The 21,847-nt window shown below is 61.5% G+C and carries 17 protein-coding genes and 1 tRNA gene; 11 read left to right on the forward strand and 7 right to left on the reverse strand.

Annotation, left to right across the window (positions count from 1 at the left end; all coding sequences use genetic code 11):
• Positions 1-122: 122 nt before the first annotated feature.
• The 5 genes from B7O88_RS05270 to B7O88_RS05290 all read left to right on the forward strand — a co-directional run bounded on the left by B7O88_RS05270 (position 123) and on the right by B7O88_RS05290 (position 7,648).
• Positions 123-1,829: an autotransporter assembly complex protein TamA gene (locus tag B7O88_RS05270; RefSeq protein WP_328587506.1), complete on the forward strand. Its 1,707-nt coding sequence runs from the start codon at positions 123-125 to the stop codon at positions 1,827-1,829.
• Positions 1,829-5,524 carry a translocation/assembly module TamB domain-containing protein gene (locus tag B7O88_RS05275; protein WP_088274164.1) on the forward strand — a complete coding sequence of 1,232 codons (3,696 nt, stop codon included), beginning with the start codon at positions 1,829-1,831 and terminating at the stop codon, positions 5,522-5,524. The genes B7O88_RS05270 and B7O88_RS05275 overlap by 1 nt, the downstream gene beginning before the upstream one ends.
• Positions 5,525-5,600: 76 nt before the next feature.
• Entirely contained in the window at positions 5,601-6,098 is a 498-nt protein-coding gene (gene tpx / locus B7O88_RS05280) for a thiol peroxidase (RefSeq protein ID WP_088274165.1), read from the forward strand.
• A gap of 85 nt (positions 6,099-6,183) precedes the next feature.
• A tRNA-Ser gene (locus tag B7O88_RS05285) sits at positions 6,184-6,273 on the forward strand.
• Between the two features lie 409 nt (positions 6,274-6,682).
• Positions 6,683-7,648 carry a calcium/sodium antiporter gene (locus B7O88_RS05290; RefSeq protein WP_088274335.1) on the forward strand — a complete coding sequence of 322 codons (966 nt, stop codon included), beginning with the start codon at positions 6,683-6,685 and terminating at the stop codon, positions 7,646-7,648.
• A 156-nt stretch (positions 7,649-7,804) separates the two neighbouring features.
• On the opposite strand, the gene B7O88_RS05295 is transcribed toward B7O88_RS05290, so the two are convergent.
• The gene (locus B7O88_RS05295) at positions 7,805-8,689 is read right to left on the reverse strand and encodes a LysR family transcriptional regulator (RefSeq protein ID WP_088274166.1); all 885 of its coding nucleotides are present in this window, start codon (positions 8,687-8,689) and stop codon (positions 7,805-7,807) included.
• A 105-nt stretch (positions 8,690-8,794) separates the two neighbouring features.
• On the opposite strand from B7O88_RS05295, the gene B7O88_RS05300 reads away from it, so the two are divergent.
• Positions 8,795-10,321 (forward strand): NADH-quinone oxidoreductase subunit L, encoded by a 1,527-nt coding sequence (locus B7O88_RS05300; RefSeq protein WP_088274167.1) that lies wholly within the window; start codon positions 8,795-8,797, stop codon positions 10,319-10,321.
• Positions 10,318-12,768, forward strand: a complete 2,451-nt coding sequence (locus tag B7O88_RS05305; protein WP_088274168.1) for a YbcC family protein — start codon at positions 10,318-10,320, stop codon at positions 12,766-12,768. The genes B7O88_RS05300 and B7O88_RS05305 overlap by 4 nt, the downstream gene beginning before the upstream one ends.
• A gap of 139 nt (positions 12,769-12,907) precedes the next feature.
• On the opposite strand, the gene B7O88_RS05310 is transcribed toward B7O88_RS05305, so the two are convergent.
• A complete protein-coding gene (locus B7O88_RS05310) occupies positions 12,908-13,765 on the reverse strand; it encodes a DUF6671 family protein (protein ID WP_235005737.1) in 858 nt (285 codons plus the stop codon).
• 97 nt (positions 13,766-13,862) lie between these two features.
• On the opposite strand from B7O88_RS05310, the gene B7O88_RS05315 reads away from it, so the two are divergent.
• On the forward strand, positions 13,863-14,786 hold the full coding sequence (locus tag B7O88_RS05315; RefSeq protein ID WP_088274169.1) for a LysR family transcriptional regulator: 924 nt from the start codon (positions 13,863-13,865) through the stop codon (positions 14,784-14,786).
• A gap of 4 nt (positions 14,787-14,790) precedes the next feature.
• Here B7O88_RS05315 and B7O88_RS05320 read toward each other — a convergent pair whose 3' ends face one another.
• Complete coding sequence (locus B7O88_RS05320; RefSeq protein WP_088274170.1) at positions 14,791-15,735, reverse strand: L-threonylcarbamoyladenylate synthase; 945 nt, start codon at positions 15,733-15,735, stop codon at positions 14,791-14,793.
• Between the two features lie 198 nt (positions 15,736-15,933).
• Here B7O88_RS05320 and B7O88_RS05325 point away from each other — a divergent pair, with 198 nt between their 5' ends.
• Positions 15,934-16,890, forward strand: a complete 957-nt coding sequence (locus B7O88_RS05325) for a sensor domain-containing diguanylate cyclase (RefSeq protein ID WP_088274171.1) — start codon at positions 15,934-15,936, stop codon at positions 16,888-16,890.
• A 51-nt stretch (positions 16,891-16,941) separates the two neighbouring features.
• Here B7O88_RS05325 and B7O88_RS05330 read toward each other — a convergent pair whose 3' ends face one another.
• The 4 genes from B7O88_RS05330 to B7O88_RS05345 form a co-directional block, all read right to left on the reverse strand.
• The gene (locus B7O88_RS05330; RefSeq protein WP_088274172.1) at positions 16,942-17,643 is read right to left on the reverse strand and encodes an SDR family NAD(P)-dependent oxidoreductase; all 702 of its coding nucleotides are present in this window, start codon (positions 17,641-17,643) and stop codon (positions 16,942-16,944) included.
• Positions 17,643-18,167, reverse strand: coding sequence for a DUF3833 domain-containing protein (locus B7O88_RS05335; RefSeq protein WP_088274173.1), 525 nt, complete (start codon positions 18,165-18,167; stop codon positions 17,643-17,645). The genes B7O88_RS05330 and B7O88_RS05335 overlap by 1 nt, the downstream gene beginning before the upstream one ends.
• A gap of 532 nt (positions 18,168-18,699) precedes the next feature.
• A complete protein-coding gene (locus B7O88_RS05340) occupies positions 18,700-20,070 on the reverse strand; it encodes a heavy metal sensor histidine kinase (RefSeq protein ID WP_088274174.1) in 1,371 nt (456 codons plus the stop codon).
• Positions 20,067-20,738, reverse strand: coding sequence for a heavy metal response regulator transcription factor (locus tag B7O88_RS05345; protein ID WP_088274175.1), 672 nt, complete (start codon positions 20,736-20,738; stop codon positions 20,067-20,069). The genes B7O88_RS05340 and B7O88_RS05345 overlap by 4 nt, the downstream gene beginning before the upstream one ends.
• 142 nt (positions 20,739-20,880) lie before the next feature.
• Between B7O88_RS05345 and B7O88_RS05350 the strand changes: the two genes are divergently transcribed.
• Positions 20,881-21,375: a GlcG/HbpS family heme-binding protein gene (locus tag B7O88_RS05350; RefSeq protein ID WP_088274176.1), complete on the forward strand. Its 495-nt coding sequence runs from the start codon at positions 20,881-20,883 to the stop codon at positions 21,373-21,375.
• 33 nt (positions 21,376-21,408) lie between these two features.
• Positions 21,409-21,819 (forward strand): hydroxyisourate hydrolase, encoded by a 411-nt coding sequence (gene uraH, locus B7O88_RS05355; protein WP_088274177.1) that lies wholly within the window; start codon positions 21,409-21,411, stop codon positions 21,817-21,819.
• The last annotated feature ends 28 nt before the right edge of the window (positions 21,820-21,847 follow it).

A 21,847-nucleotide genomic window follows, 5' to 3' on the forward strand; every position in this document is an offset into this window, starting at 1 on the left:
GGCTGCTCGGCTTCAGAGCAGTCAGTGGCCGCTAGGGTAGCCTAAACAGAGCGGATTTGGGACCCGCCAAGAGGCCTGGCATGTTAGCATTCGGGTTGCGAAAACTTGCCGGGATGGAGCTCATGCGTCGCGCCTTTTCACTGTTGTCTCTTGTCTTTGCCGTGTCTGCAGCGCAGGCCGGGGTCAAGGTCACAGTCGAGCCTGCAAAAAGGGCCTTGCGTGAAAATATCGAAGCCTATATCGGTCCGGTTGAAGCCGGCAGCCATGCCGAGATGGCGCGCCAGTTACGTTATCTCGATCAGCAGGCAACACTCGCAGCCCAGGCGCTGGGCTACTATCAGACCCGCAACGAGTTGACCATCAGCGGCCCCGAAGACGACCCCGTGCTGAATGTGCGCGTCGAATCGGGTGAGCCGGTGCGGCTGGACCGGGTGGATGTTCAGGTGCTCGGCGCTGGTGCTTCAACGCCGGCCTTTGCGCTGGGTGTCAGTGATCTGCTGCGCGAAGGGCAGGTGCTCAATCATGGGCAATACGAAACACTCAAGACACGCATAAGCAACCGTGCGCTGCGCTACGGTTACTTCAAGGGGCAGTACCTCAAGCGCGAGCTTCGCGTCGACCCAGAGCAGGGCAAGGCAGACGTCGATATCCGTTACGACACCGGCCCGCGTTACCGCTTCGGGCCTGTTCATTTTTCCGAAACCCAGTTCAGTGATGACCTGCTGGCGCGCATGGTGCCGTTCGAGGCCGGCGCACCTTATGACGCGGATCTGGTCGGCAAGCTTAACCAGGATTTGCTCTCCAGTGGCTACTTCAGTGGCGTGCTGGTGACCGCTCCGGCCGACCAGGCGGTTGGCGAGCAGGTACCGGTCGAGGTGGAAATCACCGAGCGTGATCCCAACTCGCTCGGCTTTGGTGGCGGTTATTCCACGGATGTCGGCGCCCGGGCGCGAATGACCTGGGACCAGCACTGGATCAATCCTCAGGGCCACAGTCGCGGGGCCAGTATGGAGCTGTCGCTGCCGCGTCAGGAGCTCAGTGCCTTCTACCAGGTGCCGCTGGATGACCCGATCACCCACCACCTGCGCTATTTCGTCGGCTGGCAGAAGGAAGATATTGACGACGTTCAGACCCACAGTTTTGCGCTCGGTGCCGAGGTCAACAAGCGTCTTGAAAGCGGCTGGCAGCGCAGTGTTGGCCTGCGTTTGCAGCAGGAGGTCTTCTCGCTTGGTGATGACAGCGGAACCGCCACGATGCTGATTCCCAGTCTGGTGCTGCAGCGCACGCACTCCACCGGCGGGATGGACCCGCAGAGCGGCTACAGCATGTTGCTGGATGTTCAGGGGGCCAAGGAGGGGGCGTTGTCGACCGTGGACTTTGCCCGTGTCATGGGCCAGCTCAAGGGGCTCCATACGGTATTTGAGCGGCATCGTTTTCTGGGCCGGGTCGCGCTTGGGGCTGTTGCTACCAACGACTTTGCCAGTATCCCGCCGTCACTGCGATTTTTTACCGGCGGCGACCAGAGCATTCGCGGCTATGACTATCAGAGCCTGTCGCCGGTCGACAGCACAGGCGAAACCATCGGTGCGCGCTATCTGATGGCTTCCAGCGCCGAGTACCAGTACGAGTTCATCCACAATTGGCGCGCGGCAACCTTTGTCGACCATGGCAACGCGGTGGATTCGCTGACAGATCCGCTGAAAACCAGCGTGGGTGTCGGCATCCGCTGGGCGTCGCCCATCGGCCCCATCCGCTTTGATCTGGCACGCTCACTGTCGGACCCGGACGTGGGTTTCAAGATTCACTTTTCGATGGGGCCTGAGTTGTGATGCGCTTTCTGCTCAAGGCCTTGCTGCGCGGGCTGGTTATCCTGCTGGCGCTGCCGTTGCTGCTGGGCCTGCTGCTGTCCAGTGACGCGGTGAACCGCTGGCTGTTCGAGCAGGCAGACAACCACCTGCCGCAGCTGTCACTGGCCTTCGAGCAGGGCAACCTCTGGCGTGGCTGGTCGTTCGGCAGCGTGCGCTGGCAGGACGATAGCGTCGACATCGGTATTGATCGGCTGGCAATGCAATGGAGCCCCTCCTGCCTGTTCGGTGCGACGCTGTGTATTGATAGTCTGTCAGCAGACAAGGTCAGCATCATAGCCCGCGCCAGTGAAGCGACCGAGGGGACGTCCGTTCTGACCCTGCCCGACGTGCAGCTGCCTGTCGCGCTGGAGGTCGGTCGGCTCCATCTGGGCACCCTGTCGCTGGATGGCGAGACGGCCTTGCTGCGGGATCTCGACCTGGTTGCCTTTGGGCGCGATGACAAATTGGTCGTGCAGACGTTCAGCGGTGAAGGGCCGGACCTGCGCTGGCGACTGGACGGGTATGTGCGGATGCAGGATGACTGGCCGCTTGAGCTGAATGCGGACCTGACGCTACCTGCGGTCGATCAGCGTGACTGGCGTATGCGGCTCAAGGCAGGCGGCGACCTGCGTGAGCTGCAGTTGCAGGCCGATAGCCGAGGCTATCTCGCGGGTCAGCTGAATCTCGAGGCAAACCTGTTTGAGGCAGGTTATCCGGCCCGCTTGCACTGGCGTGGCGAGGACTTCCTGCCGCTACGCAGCTTGCCGGAGACGCTGACGCTTAAGGGGCTCGTGCTTGAGCTGGAGGGCAACCTGGAAAACGGTTATGCGCTGCAGGCCGATGCCCGCTTGCCCGCCGCGAACGGCGAGGTTGACCTGACCCTGAGTGCACTGGCGACAACCGTCGGTATTGATCAACTGGCACTGGTGCTGTCGGTTGTCGACGAGCCGGCCCGTCAACTCTCCCTCAGCGGCACAGCCAACTGGCGCGGCGAACTTGAGGCAGACGTCAAGCTGGCGCTGGACCGGTTTCCCTGGCAATCGCTTTACCCGGTCGACACCGGCGAGGTGGTACTTCAGCAGTTGGCTGCTGCCGCCAGTCTGCGCTCGGGGAAAATTGATGCCCGGCTGGACGGCGAGCTGACCGGAGTCGCCGGGCAGCAGGTCATTGTTGGGGCGCAGGTCAGCGGGGATCAGCAGGCTCTGCAGATCAGTCCGCTCAGTCTGTCGACGGCTGCGGGCAACGCTACCGGGACTCTGCAGCTGGGGTTGCAGCCGGTGCTCAGGTGGGACGGTCGGTTCGAGCTGGATGGTATCGACCCGGGTATCTTTGTTGCCACCTTGCCAGGGCGCTTGAATGGCCAGCTTAACAGCACTGGCACCCTTGAGAACCAGCAGCTGCAACTGGCGTCAGACTGGAGCGTGCAGGGCGAGGTACGGAATGAGCCGCTGCAATTCGCCGGCGCCCTGAACAAGCATGCTGAGGTGTGGTCGATCTCCGGGCTGCGTCTGTTGCAGGGCAGCAACCGGATAGCCGGCCAGGGACAGTGGGGCCCCGAGGTCAATGGCCAGCTGAGTCTGCAGCTCAACGAGATGAAAACACTTTGGCCCGGTCTGAGAGGCATGATCGAGGGCGAGTTGCAGCTTGCCGGCAGTCGTGATGCACCGCAGATCAGGGTAGCCGTCAATGGCGAGCAACTGGGCTATGACGACCTTCGTATCGACAGGCTTGCCGTACAAGCTGACACTACCCTGAGCGACCGCCTGCCGCTGTCCCTGAACCTGTCGGCGGATCAACTGCGCAGCGCTGATACTGCGCTCGGCAATCTGCAACTGACCGCGAGTGGCGAGCGGGCCGGGCATGAGTTGCAGCTGCGCCTGCTGGGCGGCGTCGCCGAGGCTGAACTGTCAGTGTCGGGCAGCCTGTCGGATGTCGCCTGGCAGGGGGAGTTGAGCCAGGGTGTGCTGCGTTTCGAGCATCTTGAGCTGTTGCAGGCAACACCAGCAGCGCTTCGCTACCAACTGGCCGCAGGGCGGCTTCAGCTGGCTGGGCACTGCTGGCGTCAGTCCGATGCAGAGCTCTGCTTCAGAGGCGAGCAGACGCTGATGCCGGATCGCCAGCTGGACGTTGCGTTGAGAGCGTTCAATCTGGCGGATCTTGCCGCCTGGCTGCCGGAGGACTTTGACTGGGAAGGCCTGCTTGACGGCCAGCTTACGCTGCAGCAGAAAGCGGGCAGAGCGCCCATGGCAGATATTCGGCTGGGGTCGGATGACGGCGTTATTACCGTTGATGATGGTCGTGAGACCCTGGCCTTTCCTTACCAGCGTCTGCAGCTGACCAGTGAACTGCAAGCAAAAACCGCCACCGCACAATTCGAATTGCGCAGCGATGTGATCGGCCGGCTGGCAATCGACGCTGACGTGCGCGACCCTGCGGGCATGCAGCAGTTGAGCGGTCGCTATCAGCTAGAAGGCCTGAAGCTCGACTTTCTGCGCCCCTTCCTGCCGAATGTCGAGCAATTGCGGGCGACCCTCAATGGTGACGGCCAACTGTCCGGCGTGTTGCGCGCTCCGGTGGCGACCGGTCTGCTGACGCTACGCGATGGGCTGGTAAGCGGGCCGAACCTGCCCATTAGTCTGGAGCAGCTTGAGGCCGACATAGCCATTGATGGGCAACGGCTGAATATCGACGGGCGCTGGCGCAGCGGTGAAAAGGGCGAAGGGGCACTGCAAGGGACCGTCGGCTGGGCACCGCTGGACGTTGCCCTGCAGTTGAACGGGCACGATCTGCCGGTCACCGTTGAGCCCTATGCCCGCGTGCTGGTGGCTCCTGCGCTCGATATCAGCCTGAGTGGCGGCAATCTGCATGTTGGCGGCGAGCTGGCGGTTCCGGAGGGGGATATTTTGGTGCGCGAGTTGCCAGCCAGCGCGGTCCGGGTTTCACCTGATACGGTTATTGTTGGCCAGCAAGCGCCCGCCGTCACCGAGGAGCTCGGTATTACCGCCAGGGTCAGGTTGATCATAGGTGATCAGCTCAGGCTCAATGCCTTCGGCCTCAAGGGTCGTCTGAAAGGTCAGCTGGAAGTACAGGAAAACCTGAATGCCAATGGTGATCTGCAGATACTGGATGGCGAATTCCGTCGTCTGGGTCAGGACCTCAGGCTGCGCCGCGCACTGTTGCTGTTCTCCGGGCCACTCAGTCAGCCCTATCTGAATATCGAAGCGATTCGCCGGGTGGACGACGTCATCGCCGGCCTGCGCGTGACCGGTAACGCTCGGGCGCCCACCACTCGGGTATTCTCGGAGCCCGGCATGTCACAGCAGGAAGCCATGGCGTATCTGATGCTGGGGCGTCCGTTGGGGCAGGAAGGGGACAGCAACATGCTGGGGCAGGCAGCTCTGGGTCTTGGGCTTGCAGGCGCGGCGCCGATCACCCGGCATATCGGTGACGCTCTGGGGCTGGAGGATTTTGTGGTCGAGTCCGAAGGGCAGGGCGTTGATACCCAGGTCGTTGCCAGCGGCAGCCTCACCGACAAGCTCAGCGTGCGCTATGGTGTGGGCGTGTTTGAGCCGTCCAACAATCTGGCGCTGCGCTATGAGCTGTCACGACGGTTATACCTTGAAGCGGTCAGCGGCTTTGCCAGCTCGCTGGATTTCTTCTATCGTATCGACTTCTGATTTCCGGGCGGGTGGCGTTCAGCGGCCCGTTCATTTGAACACCCATGCTGTGCCACGGCACATTGAAGGAGTCATTATGTCCAGCGTTACTCTGCGCGGTAATCCCATCTCCATCGGCGGCACCTTCCCGGTCAAGGGCGACAAGGCTCCGGCCTTCACGCTGGTTGCCAAGGACCTGTCCGACGTCAGCCTGTCCAGCCTGACCGGCAAGCGCAAGATCCTCAACATCTTCCCCAGCGTCGACACGCCGGTTTGCGCCACCTCCATCCGCACCTTCAACGCCAAGGCCAGCAGCCTGGAAAACACCGTTGTGCTGTGCATCTCCGCCGATCTGCCGTTTGCACAGGCTCGTTTCTGCGGTGCCGAAGGTCTGGACAATGTCATCAACCTGTCCACCCTGCGTGGTCGCGAGTTTGTCCGCAACTACGGCGTCGACATCGAAAATGGCCCGCTGGCCGGCCTGACCGCGCGCGCTGTTGTGGTTCTGGATGAAGACGACAACGTACTGTACAGCGAGCTGGTCAGCGAAATTGGCCAAGAGCCAGACTACGAAGCCGCACTGGCAGCGCTGTAAGCGCCGGGCGGGCAATGGAATTATCTGAACTCTGTGCGTCTACCCCATTGACTCAGCAGGGATTTCCAGTAACATTGCCGGCCGTGGAGGGATGGCAGAGCGGTTGAATGCACCGGTCTTGAAAACCGGCGAAGGTGAAAGCCTTCCCAGGGTTCGAATCCCTGTCCCTCCGCCACACAAACAAAGAACCCGGCCTTGTGCCGGGTTTTTTGTTTTTCACGAGAGTTCGCGCTGAGATATCTGGCTCGATCGACTCCGTGTTGCAGGCGAGGAGGGTTATTACTCTGCCATGCCGGCCGCGTAGTGGGGGGGCATCGTGCACCGAATTACCCGGTCTGTTCCTCTGCCACCTTCCGTCCTTAAGCCCCGTATACAGGGGCTTTGTTGTATCCAGGCATGGCTATCCATTATTTCGATACGGTATGGGTGGCGCTGTATGTGATTTGTTCCTGTCTTCTGATAGCTTGGCGTGGACCAGCGGCCGTTCGTGTGCCGGATGATGCAGGCACGTGGCACGCTGGCAGTATCTGCAGTTTTGTTCGTTGTCGATAACCCTCTATTTTCTCAACGAGTTAAATGTCTATATGACGCTGGCAATCATTGCTGTTGTTCTGGGTTTGGTTCTTCTTGTCTGGAGTGCTGATCGTTTCGTCGAAGGATCGGCTTCAACCGCTCGCCATTTCGGTATGCCGCCGCTTCTGATCGGCATGGTGATCGTGGGGTTCGGTACATCGGCCCCAGAGATGGTGGTATCGGCGCTGGCAGCCTCTCAGGGTAACCCGGGGATCGCGCTGGGCAACGCGTATGGCTCAAACATAACCAACATCGCCCTGATCCTCGGTGTGACCGCGTTGATCAGTCCTATTGCCGTCCATTCGCAGGTGCTTCGCAAGGAGTTGCCGATTCTGACGGCGGTGACTGCGCTGGCTGCATGGCAGTTATGGGATGGTCATATCTCCCGACTCGACGCCGTCATATTGCTGTGCGTGTTTGCCGGCTTGATGGCCTGGACCATCTGGCAGGGGCTGCGCAAGCAGAGTGATGCGCTGGGAAGCGAAATGCAGCAGGAGCTGGACCAGAGCGTCATGCCAATTCGCCGGGCGGTTTACTGGCTGATTCTGGGGTTGGTACTGCTGATAGTCAGTTCCCGGATCCTGGTTTGGGGTGCCGTCGAGATCGCACACGTGTTTGGCGTGAGTGACCTGATAATCGGCCTGACAATCGTTGCGGTGGGCACGTCGCTGCCTGAGCTGGCGTCTTCGGTTATCGCGGCTCGCAAAGGCGAGCACGATATCGCCCTTGGCAACATTCTGGGCTCAAATCTCTTCAATACCCTGGCTGTGGTTGGCATCGCAGGCATGATTCATCCATTGTCTGTCGGGCCGGAGGTATTCAACCGAGACATGCTGGTGATGATTGCGCTGACCGTATCGCTGTTTATTATCGGCTACGGATTTCGCAGCGCCGGGCGTATCAACCGTGTGGAAGGGGCTGCGTTAATGACAGCCTATGTGGCCTACACGACCTATCTGATCAGCACTGTATTCTAGCGCCGGAGTATGTCCGGCTTGTTCTGACTGGCAGCCGGAGATGCCGCGGTGGCACCCGTACTGGCCACAATCAGCTGCCGCCCGCCCGACTTTGCTGCAGGCGGGCGGGACTTCGCCGGGTTCTTGTGTTTCTGAGCAGGGAGTGGTCAGAGCCGGTCACGCTTCCTGCGCTGCCTGCTGGAGCAGCTCGTCCAGAATACGCAGCCTGAATTGGCGCTCCAGGGTGACCGCAAAGAATTGCTCGGCAACGTCGGGTACCTCGGCGTAGAGTTGCAGCGCGCCGCTGCGCAGCTCGTCCTGCACGACGACCGCCGGCAGCAGGGCAACGTCACCGGAATCCCTGGCAAGCAGGCGCAGCATAGCCATGTCATCCACTTCTGCACATATGGTCGGTTTGAGGCCGTTGCTGTTGCAGTACACCTCGAATTGGCTGCGCACATCGCTGCTGGGGCCTGGAACGATCAGGCGCACCCGTTGCAGATCGCGCTGCAGATCAAACGGGGTTGCATGCTTGCGGGGCGGGCCGATCAGGCACACTGCCTGACGGGCGAGCCGGCGACATTGCCAGCTGCGCTGGTTATCTGCACTCACCGCCTTGTTGGTAAGCACGACGTCCAGTTTATGCACGGTGAGGCGCTCGAGCAGGTCATCGATGCTGCCGGATTCCAGCGTGATGCGCAGATCGTCACGACCGAGAAAGGGTCGCAGCAGGTTTTCCTGGAAGTTCCGCGACAGCGTAGCCACCGCACCAATACGCAAGATCCTGCTGGCCTGCCGGCTGCTTTGCAGTGTGGTTTGCAGTTCGCTGCCAAGGGCAAAGATGTTTTCGGCGTAATCAAGCACCAGTTGGCCTGCTTCGGTGAGCTGCAGGCTCCGCCCGGCGCGCAGGAAGAGTGCATGGCCCAACTGATCTTCCAGCGCGCGGATCTGGGTCGACAGGGCTGACTGGGATACATGCAGGCTTTCGGCAGCACGTGTCAGATTGCCTTCTTTGGCAACGGCCCAAAAGTAGTGCAGGTGGTGGAAATTCAGTCGACGCATCAATTTCATTCTCTTTAAGTTAATAATCCATTCTTATCTATCTATTTTTATTATTTCAAGCACTCCCCGACACTTGGCCAGTCACGTTGTTGCGGAGTGCCTTTCATGCCGAGTTTGTCCATTTCCCTGCTTCAGTTGCTGCCGATGATCTATGCGGCGGCGCTGCTGCCGGTTGCCCTCGCACGCTCCGTGCGGGCTTTGTGGTTGCCCGCACGCTTCGCGGCTGTTCTGGCCCTGCTGTTTGTCGTCATGGCCGGATTTGAGGCAGCCTTTGATGGGCTACGCAATGATCGCCTCGGGTTATTGATGACAGGTCTGATTGGTCTGCTGGCCATGGTGATCGTCGAGTATTCCCATCGCTACCTGGAGGGTGAGGCAGGGCAGCGACGCTACGTGCTCTCACTGCTGGGGACCCTGGCCTGCGTAGCTACAGTGGTGACCAGCACCGACCTTTATCTGCTGGTGGGTGCCTGGATCCTGTCCAGTCTGTGCCTGCATCAGTTGCTGACCTTCTATCGCGACCGGCCACAGGCAATTGTGGTCGCGCACAAGAAATTTCTCGCCAGCCGGCTTGCCGATATTTGCATGCTGATTGCGACTGTTCTGCTTGTGCGAGCAGCGGGCGACAGCAATATCGCCGTCATCCTGCAGGTGCTTGACGTGCGCTTGCAGGCCGATGGTCAGCCTGGCTGGGACATGCAGCTGGCCGCACTGCTGCTTGCCATGGCGGTGATTCTCAAGTCGGCACAGCTGCCGGTGCATGGCTGGCTGATTCAGGTAATGGAGGCGCCGACGCCGGTATCGGCTCTGCTGCATGCCGGCGTAGTCAATCTGGGTGGTTTTCTTCTGCTGCGTTTCGCACCGCTGTTTTCCGTAACGGTACCGGCGCAGACCCTGCTGGTAGTGGTCGGCGGTTTAACCGCAATGCTGGCGGCACTGGTCATGATGACGCGGGTAAGCATCAAGGTACGCCTGGCCTGGTCCACCTGTGCGCAGATGGGGCTGATGCTGCTCGAATGCGGGCTTGGGCTGTGGGAACTGGCGCTGGTGCACTTGCTGGCCCACTCGCTCTATAAAGCCCATGCCTTCCTGGCAGCAGGAGAAACGGTAGCTCATGCGCGTCATCACGCGCTGCATCCGAAGGTGCCGGTTCCAGCGCTGAGCAGCCTGCTTGTGGCCATTGTGTTGGCTGGCGGCGTCCTGATTGCACTGCAGGCGTTCGTGACGAACCTGTTGCCGGGCCATCAATTGCCCCTGGTAGCGTTGGCCATCCTGGCCGTTGGTCTCGCACCCTGGTGCCTGCGTCGCGGCCAGCTCGGGTACGGCCTGCTGATGTTTTGCCTGCTGCTTGGCACTTATCTGCTCTGGCATGAGATCGCCGGATGGATACTGGCGCAGCAGTTGAGCCCGGCGCCCGCCGCATTGACCAGCTTCGCCGTTGCGCTGTTTCTGACGCTGTATCTGATTCAGGCCCAGATTCTGGCCAATCCTGCGGGTGGACTGGCCAAGCGTCTGTATCCCCTGGCATTCGCCGGTTTCTCCCTTGATGAACACTTCACCCGCCTGACCTTCCGGGTATGGCCTCCGCGCCCGCTGCACCCTGTTGCCCCGACTCATGGAGATCGCCAATGACCGCGTTTGAATCCTTCACCGGCCTCGACCGGGACCTCCTGCACGATGCCGTTCGTCAGTCTTGTGCGAAGATAGCGCCGACCTGGCCGCTGGACCGCATGATCGCCGTCAACCCGCTTTGGGAGCGCAGGGAGCAGGCGTGGCATAGCGTCGCCGAGCAGCTCTGGCAGCGCGCAGGTATCAGCCTGACCCTCAAGCCCGACGACTACCGCAGGGCCTGGCATGACGGGGTCATTGCCGAACGCCATCTTCTGCAAGCGCAAACCGAGCAGGGTGGATCACACAGCGTCGAGCAATTGTTGCGGGCGCTGGATGAGTCGCCGGCCGACCTCAACGGGCTGCCGCTGCTGGAGGATATGGCCGATCCCGGTATTGCGCTGCCGGGTTGGCCGGTACTGATCAATCAGCAGATTGGTCAGTGCTGTGCGGCCTGGTTCGACCACGAACAGGCAGACTGGCGCCCAGGCGAAAGCGCCGGTCTTTACCAGGCCTGGCGCGCCAGCATGCTGGAGGACAGGGGATTGAGTGTGCTCAGTGCCTGCCCGCAACTGCATCAGCGTATTGAAGAGCTGCCTTGCGAACCGCTTGCCGCGCTGGCGTTTGCGGTGGAGCGTCTTGGGCTCAAGCCGGATGAGTGGCACCTGTGGTTCGATTGTTTGCTGTTGCGCAGCCTGGGCTGGGCGTCCTGGTGTGCCTATCTGCGCTGGCAGGCCCGATTGCAGGGGGAGGACGATCACTCCGTCATGGCGCTGCTGGCAATCCGCGCGGCCTGGGAGTCGTTGGTCGATGATCGTCAGCGCGGCAACGGCAGCCGTTGGCAACAGTGGCGTGCGGACTGGCAGGCCCGTCTGCAACAGCCGCCATCGGCTGCCTGGCGCGCTTTGCAGTTGTGGCAGCGGGCCGAGGAACTGTCGTGGCAGGAGCAGTTGCATAACCGGCTGTGTCAGACGCAGCCGTCAGCGACGCCCGAGGTTCCGGTAGCCAAGCTGTTCTTCTGTATCGACGTGCGTTCCGAGCCGATGCGGCGGGCGCTGGAACAGAGCTGTCCGGCAATTGAAACGGCGGGCTTTGCCGGCTTTTTCGGGCTGCCGATTGCTTACACGCCGCTGGGTACAGGGGCGACACGCCCGCAGCTGCCCGGTCTGCTGGCGCCTCAGCTCCAGGTCAGTGACAGCAGTGGCGATGCGGCAAGGGATCAGCATCTGACCCTGTTGCGTCAGAGCCGTTTGACCCGCCGGGACCGCTGGCGCCTGTTCGAGCGACTGCCCGCTTCAACCTTTACCCTGGTTGAGAGTATCGGACTGGGATACGCCGGTGCTTTGCTGGGGCGTACCTTCGGGATAACAGGCAACGACGTTGAGCCGCACCGCAGCGCTCTGCAGCCGCGTGAGTGGGCCCAGCTGGCACCGCAGCTACCGGCCATGACAGTAGCGCAGAAGGGTGATCTGGCCGAGCGTATTCTCAAGGCCATGGGGATTCGCGGAGCGGTGCCGGCACTGGTTGTGTTACTCGGACACGGCAGTCAGAGCAGTAACAACCCGCAGGCAGCGGGCCTGGATTGCGGCGCCTGTTGCGGGCAAAGCGGCGAGGTCAATGCGCGCCTGCTGGCCAGACTGTTCAACGAACCGGCTGTGCAGGCACAGCTGCGCGAGCGGGGCGTCGACCTGCCACCCCAGTTTCATGCTCTGGCCGGGTTGCACAATACCACCACGGACGAAATTCGGATTTTCGACCCTGAAGCGATTCCGGCGGCCCTTCAGGCCAATTGGCAGCAATTGCGTCAGGCGCTGGAGACGGCCACAGCCAAGGTGCGTCAGCAGCGAGCCGCCGGACTTGGAATGGAAGCACTGCAGGACCAGCCTGACAGGTTGTTGAGCCGCCTGCGCCGGCGTGCGCGCGACTGGGCCCAGACCCGGCCGGAGTGGGGGCTGGCCGGCAATGCGGCATTTATTGCCGCGCCGCGTTCCAGAACCCGTGGTATCGATCTGCAGGGGCGTGCCTTTTTGCATGACTATGACTGGCGTCAGGACGAAGGCGGCGGGGTGCTGGAGCTGATCATGACCGCGCCGATGGTGGTAGCCCACTGGATCAACCTTCAGTACTTCACGTCCACTACTGACAACCTGCGGTTCGGCAGTGGCAACAAGCTGCTTCACAACGTGGTGGGGGGGCATATCGGCGTGTTCGAGGGGAACGGCGGCGATCTGCGGATCGGCCTGGCCAAACAATCGCTGCACGATGGCAAGCAGTGGATGCATCGGCCGCTGCGGCTGCAGGCCGTGATTGAAGCGCCCCGGGCGATGATCGATGAGGTGATCGCCACTCATCAGGCGGTGCGTGACCTCGTCCACAATGGCTGGCTTGAATTGCTGCGCATGGATGGCACGCCGCTGCGGCTGGAGCGTCGCACGGCCGGGGGCTGGCAGCCGCTGCCAGGGTTTGAATAGAGGGGGTGGTCGCGCTGTACCGCCAAGCGGTGCAGCGCGCCTGGAATTCGGGCAGTTGGTTATCTGTCCGGGTGCGGCATGATGTTGGCTGCAGCTTATGCAGGAAGGGTATGGCCGAGCGCCCGGTCGGCCATTGTCGTCACGGATTGCAGCGTTCGCAGTGCCCGGGGGCGGCCAGTTGGCTGGTAGCGATGCGTTCCTGGTACTCGCACGCGGGGCATTCCCAGATATAGGCCGCCGCCAGGGGAGTGCTCAGGTCGCAATCGGCACATGACAGGCCAGGCTCGCTGCGTGCGATGGCGTAGCCCGGCGCACTGCAGCGAGGGCAAAGACTGCCCAGCTGTTTTGCCAGTTGCTCGCCTGCCTCGCGGATCATCTGCTGGCGCAGGGGGTTGAGGTGGGCCCGCATGTCGGTTTCGAGCCAGACCGCTGGGTGCTGAGTGAGCAGGGTAGCGATCTTGTCCAGCAACCAGTCGCGGTCGCGGATGCCTTTCTGGAACCAGGGTTCATCCGGTCGCCCGAGAATCAGTGCATGTGAAGGGAAGCGGGTCCTTTGCATGAAGGATTCTGCGGCCTGCAGGCTGTCGATCTCGCCCTGCGCATAATTGGTAGCCCCCGAGCTGGCCATGACGTAGAGGGCATACTGGCGTTCGTCGTCCCACAGGCAAAGGATCTCGTAATTCCATGGCATCCAGCCAATATGCGGATCGGGGCCGAAGCTGCCCTCACTGCCCAGACCGTAGCGCGTTGCTGCCAGAGAACAGGCCAGTTTGGCCTTGCGAAGTGCGGTGTCGTGGGCACTGCCCTGGCGCGGTATTTCCCGGCTGAAGGTGCCGAAATTATCGGTGTCGTAGCTGCTGATCGGCTGGACATCCAGACCCAGCGGGGCCAGGGCATCGGAGACCAGATGCGCCTTGTCGTGGCAGGTCAGGAAAGCGACGCAATGCGCCGGAGATTGGGCCGCTTGATGCGCTGGACGGGCGAAAGTGATGTTCATGAGCAAGGTCTCCTTGCAGGGATCTTGCGTGCAGTTTGAACAGTAATGGCTATAGTAAAAAATAGATTATTTGGCAGGAAACCATAGTCAAAAAGCTATGAAAAGACAGCATTTCCACACGCGCCAGACGACCTTCAGACAGCTGGAAACCTTTCTGTTGGTTGCCGAGCGTCTCAGCGTAACGGAGGCGGCACGCGTGCTGCATCTGGCCCAGCCGTCGGTATCGACACAGATTGCCAAACTGGAACAATCGCTCGGTTTGAAGCTGTTCGAGCAGATTGGCAAGCGCCTGCATCTGACCGATGCCGGTAAAGAAGTGCAGGCCGGTGCCCGGCAGATTTTTGCAGCGCTGGACCACCTGGATATGCGCCTGGCCCACCTTAACGGCCTGACTGCAGGGCAGTTGCGTCTGGGCGCCGTCACCACGGCAAAGTATCTGGTACCGCGCCTGCTGGGACCGTTCTGCCGCCAGTATCCCCAGGTCGAGGTGGAGCTGAATATCGCCAACCGCTCCGAGGTCATTCGCCGCCTTGAACGCAATCTGGATGATCTGTACGTGTTCAGCCAGCCACCCAGACACCTTGATCTGGATGTCGTTCCTCTCGCTGACAACCCGCTGGTGGTTATTGCGCCTGCAGGGCATCGGTTTGCCGGCAAACGCCTGCGCTGGGAGCAGCTTGTTGATGAGCCCTTCCTCAGCCGAGAACCCGGATCGGGCACCAGGCTGGCTATCGAGGAGCACTTTGCCCGTTTTGGCTGGACTGTGCGTCCGCAGATGACGATCGAAAGTAATGAGGCGATCAAGGAGTCTGTCGCCGCAGGGTTGGGCATCGCCATCCTGTCACGCCATACCCTTATTCATACCGCGCCTGGCAATTTGGTCGAGCTTGATGTGGAGGGTTTTCCGATTCCGAATCGCTGGTACCTGGTGCGCTGGCGAACCAAGAACCCATCTCCCGCCGCGCAGGCATTCAGCCGTTTTGCCGAAATACCATCCGATACGCCAGTTCTGCCGCAATAGCGACTCAGTTCAGGCGCTGGCTGGCACGCGCCAGTCGGTCGTGCACTGCAGCCCAGGCCGCGTCCGACGGCGGCAATTGAATATACAGGCGCGTCAGGTCAAGCGCGTCCAGCTCATAGAGTGCTGCATACAGGTTGGCAGCATAAACGTGGGGATCTGTGCCGAGGTCCAGTGCCGGGCCATGGGTTGGTTGCGCGTTTGCGCACCATAGCCAGCCACAATCCGCTGACCCAAGCGCTTCAGTTGGCGTCTCCCGGAACGTCAGCGTGGTGGTTGTCGGTGCATAGTGCCGGTGGTGCTGACCCGGTGCACGAGGGCCACCGTCCCGGTCCGCCAGCGGCTGACCCAGAACAGCTTCCAATGCAGGCTGGCCCAGCATGCCGGTGCGCAGCAGACGGGGGCGATCACCCGGAAGAACGCTGACAATGGTCGATTCCAGGCCTACCTGGCAGCTTCCGCCGTCGAGAATCAGCAGGTCACTGTCGGCAAACTGCTGCGCCACATGGGCTGCGCAGGTAGGGCTGATGGACATGTAACGGTTGGCCGACGGGGCGACCAGCGCACCGCCAAATGCGCTCAGCAGCGCCCGTGCTGTCGGATGAGCCGGAACCCGCAGGGCGACGCTGTCCTGGCCGGCGGTGACCAGGCGTGATACCTCGTCGCGTGCCGGCAGAACCAGCGTCAGCGGCCCCGGCCAGAACGCGGCCATCAGCTCCCTGGCTGCAGTCGGTACGACAGATGCCCACTCAGTGGCCTGTGCGGCGTTTTCCAGATGCACGATCAACGGATTGTTGCCGGGGCGGCCCTTGAGTGCGAATACCTGTTGCACCGCCGTGTCCTGACGGGCATCAGCGGCGAGTCCGTAGACGGTTTCGGTTGGCATCACGACCAGTTGGCCGGCGCGCAACCGGACAGCGCAGTCGTTGAGGTTCTCGGTAATCCGGGGCATTGGAGCAGCGTGTCTGTGGTGGCGGAAAGCTCGGCATTATACGCCTTTGGCTGCGTCAGCGGATCTTTGCGCGGCGCTTGTGCGAAGAGCTGGAGCCGGTAATGTAGCATTCATAAATGCCCCGGAGCACAGGGTTGCTGATATGCTTGCCCGATTGGGTTCGCGTTACGCGCACTCGCCGGTTTCTAGGGGTGAATAATGGCCGCTGAAGTAGTAGTCGAGCGAGTAGGGAATGCAAGCGAAGGTGCCACTGACGGCTTCTTTCGTGCGGTACTGGATGGTCTGGAAGACCAGATCGCCGTGCTTAATGAACTGGGCGTAATCGTTTTTGTTAATCAGACCTGGCGCACTGTTGCACAGTCCAATGGGGTGGCTCCAGAGTTTGACTGGACTGGGCAGAATTATCTCAGTGTCTGCCGTTCGGCCATCCGCTGCGGAGACGCCGATGCCTCATCCGTCGCGGATGCACTGGAAGATCTGATATCCGGTCGCGCGGAGACCTTTTATCACGAATATCCGTGTCATACCCCTGAAGCGAAACAGTGGTTCATTCTCAGGGGCGCACGTACCCTTTTTTCAGGCAAGGTTTACGTCGTCCTCAGTCATCACAATATCACCCGTCGCAAGCTGAGCGAGCAGGCAGCCGAACACTCAGCTCACCACGACCCTCTGACCGCACTGGCCAACCGCCGCGGTTTTCAGACCTTCCTGGCCAAGGCGTGGCGTCGTGCCCGGCGTGCGATCAGCCCCATCAGCGTGTTGATCATCGATCTGGACAACTTCAAGTCTTTCAATGACAGCCTGGGCCACCTTGAAGGAGATCAGGCACTGGTGAAAGTCGGCGCAGTGCTGGCGGCGTGTGCACGCAGGGAGACCGATATGGCGGCGCGCTTTGGCGGCGACGAATTCGTGCTGGTGATGCCGGATACGGATGCCGCCGGGGCCGAGACAGTTGCGCGAAAAATCGTTGACGAGGTTGATCGTCTGCACCTTGTTTGCGCTGATGGGGTTCAGGTCAGAGCCAGCGTCGGGTTGGCAAGTCGCATTCCCGAGCAGGCGCAGGACTGTCCTGATCGCTATGCGCTGCTGCAGCTGGCCGATGATGCCCTCTACAAGGTCAAGGACAGTGGCGGTAGGGCGGTGTGCCGGGGGTAGCGAGACGGTCTGCGCAGCAAGCCCGACTCTCCAGCCATGCAGTAGCCCCGGTTACCACTCGATGCGCTCGCCGTTGTACGCGAAAAATCCGCCACTATCGGCTGGCTTGCAGTTATCGATAACGGCCAGCAGCTCCCGGGCCGCCTGTGCGGCGGGTCTCGCTGCAGCGGCGCCACGAAACGGCTGGGACAGCGCTGACTGGACAGTGCCCGGATGCAGACTCAGCAGCCGCGCCCTGGGCGCACGCCGCGCCAGCTCGATGGACGCGGTTTTGATCAGCATGTTCAGCGCTGCCTTGGACGCTCGATAGGCGTACCACCCGCCCAGTCGGTTATCGCCAATGCTGCCGACTTTGGCAGACAGCAAGGCCATGGCGCCCTGAGGATCCAGCAGCGGCAGGAAATCGCGCAGCAGCAGCGCCGGCCCCAGCGTATTGACCTGAAAAACCGCCTGCAGGGCGTCTGCATCCAGTGCTGACAGGCTCTTTTCCGGCCTGATGCCCGGGCGATGGAGCAAACCGCTGCTGACGATGATCAGGTGATACGGCGCGTGCTGTGCAACGGTTTCTGCAGCCAGCGGAATACAGGCTGCATCTTCCAGGTCCAGCGGGGGCACGCTGTTGCGGCTCAAGCGCGTCACCAGCGCACAGCCCGGATCGGCCTCCAGCATGTCACAGAAGGCCTGGCCCAGTGCACCGCTGGCGCCTATCACCAGCGCGCGATAGCCATTGCCGAATGATTTGAGCGCTGTCATCAGTTTTGGCGACGGAAGAACAGGGTTACCTGGCCCAGTTCGACGCCGAACTTCAGCATGCTTGAGCGGTTGATCAGGGTGTCTTCGTCCATCAGGTACATCCAGTCGTCAAAGGTCACCACATAGGTGGTGTCGTCGACCGGCAGGTTGAGCTGGTATTGCCAGCGCAGGGCGTTGCCCGCCAGTTCACCGATGGCTTCGCCGATCACGTCATCGGCGGTGCCGCGCCAGCGGTCGGTGCCATCCGGGGTCAGGGTCCAGACCCGCTGCTGGGTAGTGCCGTCGCTGTAGACAAAGCGCTCATCGAGAATCAGTCGATCTCCGTCGCGTCGGCTGGTGATATCGACATGAAAACGCTTGATGACCTGACCGCTGCGGTCCTGGAAGATACCCCAGGCTTCGACCGGGCGGTCGAAGAAGCTGATCAGGTCCAGTTTCGGTTGTTCGCCTGCATAATCCTGCACCGTGACGCTGCCGCAGCTGGCAAGCCACAGACAGCAAAAAAGCACCAGAAGCCGTTTCATGTTCCACCTCGTATTCGGGGTCAAGATTGCCTGATACCGTTAACCACGCCAACGCACCAGGGCGTGGCCGGACGAGTACCGGGCGCTAACGCCAAATCCTATACGGAATATTTGACATGTACAGCATTTGAATAACTTTTGCCTGTGTCTTCATCGGAACGAACCTACGCCGCGTACGTTTTGCCGGCGATGGCGTGCTGACAGGAAAGCGCTAGAGGCGGGTGTTGTACAACGGCCTGGCAGCGAGATGAAAGCCAGGAGTGGGGTGACCGTCAGCGAGGCTGACGGCCGGGAGTGGTAGCGAGAGGGCTTACTGGCGTTCGAGGTGCTTGGCGTGCATCTGGCGCAGACGTTCGCTGCCATCTTCGGCATGGGCAGACAGGGTAGTCATGAACAGGGCAGACAAGGTCAGGGCAATCAGGTATTTCATCGGGGACTCTCTCCGGGCTGTGCGCGGTGACCGTCACCGCATTGCCTGGCCACGATAGGGCTCCGCCGGGAACCGCCGGATGACCCGGGGATTACAGTGTTGTCATGTTGTGGTGTGCGGGAACACCAGTTCAAACCGTACGCCGTCGCCCTCGTTGGTGACGCTGGCGTGGCCACAATGCTGGCGCATGATCGCCTGCACTATGGCCAGCCCCAGCCCGCCGGTGCTGCCCGGCGCACTGCGCGAGGCGTCGGCCCGATAAAAACGGTCGAACAGGTGGGCCAGATGGGGCTGTTCAATGTGGGCGCCCCGGTTGGTTACCGCAAGCACGCACCGGTCTGCGCTGTGGGCGCTGCTGATGGTAATGTCGCTGCCGGTATCGGCGTGACGGATGGCGTTGGCAATCAGGTTGGCAAGGGCTCTGGTCAGCATCTCCGGGTCGGCCTGCAGGCTTCCCTGACAGTGGTTTTGCAGCATCAGACCGCGCTCCTCGGCCATGTCCTCGAAGTAGTCGCACAGCCGTGCAGTCAGATCGTGCAGATCGACCGTTTGACGTTGTACAGCGGTGGTCGGGTGCTCACTGCGGGCCAGAAACAGCAGGCTATCGATCATTCGCGCCAGGCGTTCAAACTCCTCCAGGTTGGACTCCAGCACCTGCTCATAGCGGTCGACCGAGCGGGCCTTGCTCAGCACCTGCTGAGTCTGGCCTATCAGGTTGTTCAGCGGGGTCCGCATCTCGTGTGCCAGATCGGCCGAGAAGCGCATCAGTTGCTGATAACCCTCGTCTATCCGTGTCAGCGCCTGATTCAGGTTGTGCTCAAGCCCATCGAGTTCGGCGTAGGTACTGCCGGTGTGCAGGCGGGTGTGCAGCCGAGCAGCATCCAGCTCGGCGGCCTGTGCCGCGAGTTGGCGCAGCGGGCGCAGACCACGACGGCTGATCAGGGCTGCAAGCACAAAGCTGAGCAGGCCTGCGCAGAGCAGGGCGAGGACCAGATTGTTGCGGTAGGCCGCCAGCATGTTCTCGCGCTCGCTGAGCAGGTGCCCGGCTACCAGCGTCAGCGTCTGACCGTGGATACGGCTTTGCTGGGTAACCAGTCGATAGGATGGCTCACCCGAGCCCTCTTGAAAATGCGGCTCCGGGCCGGCGTGCAGATCCGGTAATGGCAGTTCGCGGGGATTGATGCTGATCAGCACCGTGCCGCTGCTATCGAGCACCCAAAGGAAATGTTCGGTGTTGCCGAGCATGTTGGCGTACAGCTCGGGTCGTGCCCGCAACGCCTGTATATCCGCTGCGTCGCGCAGCAGGTTCGCCATGCGGTCGAGCCGTCCAAGCAGGGTCTGGTCATCGCGCCAGGCGATTTCCTGCTGCAGCGAGCGGTACAGATACAGACCGATGCCGCCGAGCACCAGCAGGCTGACCAGTGCGAAGGCCAGCGCAAGGCGCAGGCTGAGGGAGCGCCGCCAACGGTTCATGGTGCCTCGTCCAGCTTGTAACCCATGCCGCGTACGGTGTGAATCAGCTTGAGATCAAACGGGTCATCAAGCTTGGCGCGCAGACGGCGCACGGCAACGTCAACCACATTGGTGTCGCTCTCGAAATTGATATTCCAGACCTCCGATGCGATGCGGCTGCGCGACATGACTTCACCGGGGTGGCTGACCAGCAACTGCAACAGGGCAAATTCGCGGTTGGTCAGATGAATGCGCTGGCCCTGGCGGTGTACCTGTCGCCGCAGCAGGTCGACCTGCAGGTCCGCCAGCCGGTAGAACTCGACCTCACGCAGCGGTGCCCGACGCAGCAGACTGCGCACGCGGGCCAGCAGTTCGGCGTAGGAGAACGGTTTGACCAGATAGTCGTCGGCGCCCAGTTCCAGACCCTTTACCCGGTCCTCAATGCTGTCGCGGGCGGTCAGGAACAGCACCGGCGTATCGGCGCGGCTGCGGATCAGACGCAGCAACTGCCAGCCGTCCATACCGGGCAGCATGACGTCGAGTATTACCAGATCAAAACGGTCTTCCTCTATTAAGTGGCGCGCATCAAGGCCGTTGAGCGCGATGTCGACCTGAAAGCCGGACTCGCTCAGTCCGCGTTGCAGGTACTCGGCTGCCTTGGGTTCATCTTCTGCCACCAGAATGCGCATCGTGTTCTCCTCGTTCAGGCTGACAGAGTAGAGCCAAGCGCGCCGGATGCCCATTACAAAAGCGTAATCTGCCGGCAATGCTGCCGATGGCCTGGGCGCTGCAGGATGCGGCTGTGCTTGAGCAACCCAGGAGATTCCGCAGATGCACATATCCAAACCAGTCCTTGCGCTGGCCGTCGGCCTTGGCGCCGGTGCCGTGCAGGCCGAAACCGTTGCCATTGCCAGCCGCCCCGACCTCACGCTGTCACTGGCCAATGAACTGGCCGATGCCACGCTAGCGGCCTGCCACGCCCAGCAGCGAACCGCTGTGGTGGCCGTGGTCGACCGGTCCGGTCAACTGGTCAGCCTGCAGCGTGACGACAACGTAGGCCCGCACAACACCGTTGCTGCCCAGCGCAAGGCCTTCACCGCGCTGTCGACCAAGACACCAACGCTGGTGCTCGCCGAGCAAGCCCAAAGAAATGCCGATGCTGCCAACCTCACGACCCTTGATGAGCTGTTGCTGCTGGGTGGGGGCGTGCCCGTGCTGGTCGACGGCGCAGTCATCGGCGCGGTGGGCGTGGCCGGTGCTGGCGGCGCCGAAACCGATCAGGCCTGCGCCCAGAGCGCTATTTCACAGGTATTCCCGGCGCAATAACGCGCATTTATCTCACTGTCTGGAGTTATGTTTATGAATCGTATCCTTGTTACCGCTGGCGCTGTGCTGCTGGCAACCATGAGCAGCCTGGCCGCCGCTGCGAACAACCCGCTCAGCGTTCACGTACTCAATCTTGAGAGCGGCTTGCCGTCACCGGACGTTCAGGTAACGCTGGAGCGTCTGCAGGGTGAGCAATGGCAGGCACTCAGCGAAGGTGTGACCAACGCACAGGGCCGCATTACCGGGCTGTATCCGGACGACCAGACACTCACGGACGGCACCTACCGCGTGACCTTCAAAACCGGTGACTGGTTTGCGAAGCAGCAGGCCAAGACCTTCTTCCCGGAAGTGCCGGTGATCTTCGAGGTCGATGCCTCCGTGCCTCATTACCACATCCCGTTGCTGCTCAGCCCCTACGGCTTCTCAACCTACCGCGGTAACTGAGTCTTGCGCGGCGACCTGAGGAGGGGCG

It is taken from the genome of Halopseudomonas aestusnigri (assembly GCF_002197985.1).
GTDB classification, from domain to species: Bacteria; Pseudomonadota; Gammaproteobacteria; order Pseudomonadales; family Pseudomonadaceae; genus Halopseudomonas; species Halopseudomonas aestusnigri.

Bases quoted from the DNA above. Each gene is read 5' to 3' on its own strand.
- B7O88_RS05270 (WP_328587506.1), top strand. From the start codon at position 123: ATGCGTCGCGCCTTTTCACTGTTGTCTCTTGTCTTTGCCGTGTCTGCA.
- B7O88_RS05275 (WP_088274164.1), top strand. From the start codon at position 1,829: ATGCGCTTTCTGCTCAAGGCCTTGCTGCGCGGGCTGGTTATCCTGCTG.
- tpx (WP_088274165.1), top strand. From the start codon at position 5,601: ATGTCCAGCGTTACTCTGCGCGGTAATCCCATCTCCATCGGCGGCACC.
- B7O88_RS05290 (WP_088274335.1), top strand. From the start codon at position 6,683: ATGACGCTGGCAATCATTGCTGTTGTTCTGGGTTTGGTTCTTCTTGTC.
- B7O88_RS05295 (WP_088274166.1), bottom strand. From the start codon at position 8,689: ATGCGTCGACTGAATTTCCACCACCTGCACTACTTTTGGGCCGTTGCC.
- B7O88_RS05300 (WP_088274167.1), top strand. From the start codon at position 8,795: ATGCCGAGTTTGTCCATTTCCCTGCTTCAGTTGCTGCCGATGATCTAT.
- B7O88_RS05305 (WP_088274168.1), top strand. From the start codon at position 10,318: ATGACCGCGTTTGAATCCTTCACCGGCCTCGACCGGGACCTCCTGCAC.
- B7O88_RS05310 (WP_235005737.1), bottom strand. From the start codon at position 13,765: ATGAACATCACTTTCGCCCGTCCAGCGCATCAAGCGGCCCAATCTCCG.
- B7O88_RS05315 (WP_088274169.1), top strand. From the start codon at position 13,863: ATGAAAAGACAGCATTTCCACACGCGCCAGACGACCTTCAGACAGCTG.
- B7O88_RS05320 (WP_088274170.1), bottom strand. From the start codon at position 15,735: ATGCCCCGGATTACCGAGAACCTCAACGACTGCGCTGTCCGGTTGCGC.
- B7O88_RS05325 (WP_088274171.1), top strand. From the start codon at position 15,934: ATGGCCGCTGAAGTAGTAGTCGAGCGAGTAGGGAATGCAAGCGAAGGT.
- B7O88_RS05330 (WP_088274172.1), bottom strand. From the start codon at position 17,643: ATGACAGCGCTCAAATCATTCGGCAATGGCTATCGCGCGCTGGTGATA.
- B7O88_RS05335 (WP_088274173.1), bottom strand. From the start codon at position 18,167: ATGAAACGGCTTCTGGTGCTTTTTTGCTGTCTGTGGCTTGCCAGCTGC.
- B7O88_RS05340 (WP_088274174.1), bottom strand. From the start codon at position 20,070: ATGAACCGTTGGCGGCGCTCCCTCAGCCTGCGCCTTGCGCTGGCCTTC.
- B7O88_RS05345 (WP_088274175.1), bottom strand. From the start codon at position 20,738: ATGCGCATTCTGGTGGCAGAAGATGAACCCAAGGCAGCCGAGTACCTG.
- B7O88_RS05350 (WP_088274176.1), top strand. From the start codon at position 20,881: ATGCACATATCCAAACCAGTCCTTGCGCTGGCCGTCGGCCTTGGCGCC.
- uraH (WP_088274177.1), top strand. From the start codon at position 21,409: ATGAATCGTATCCTTGTTACCGCTGGCGCTGTGCTGCTGGCAACCATG.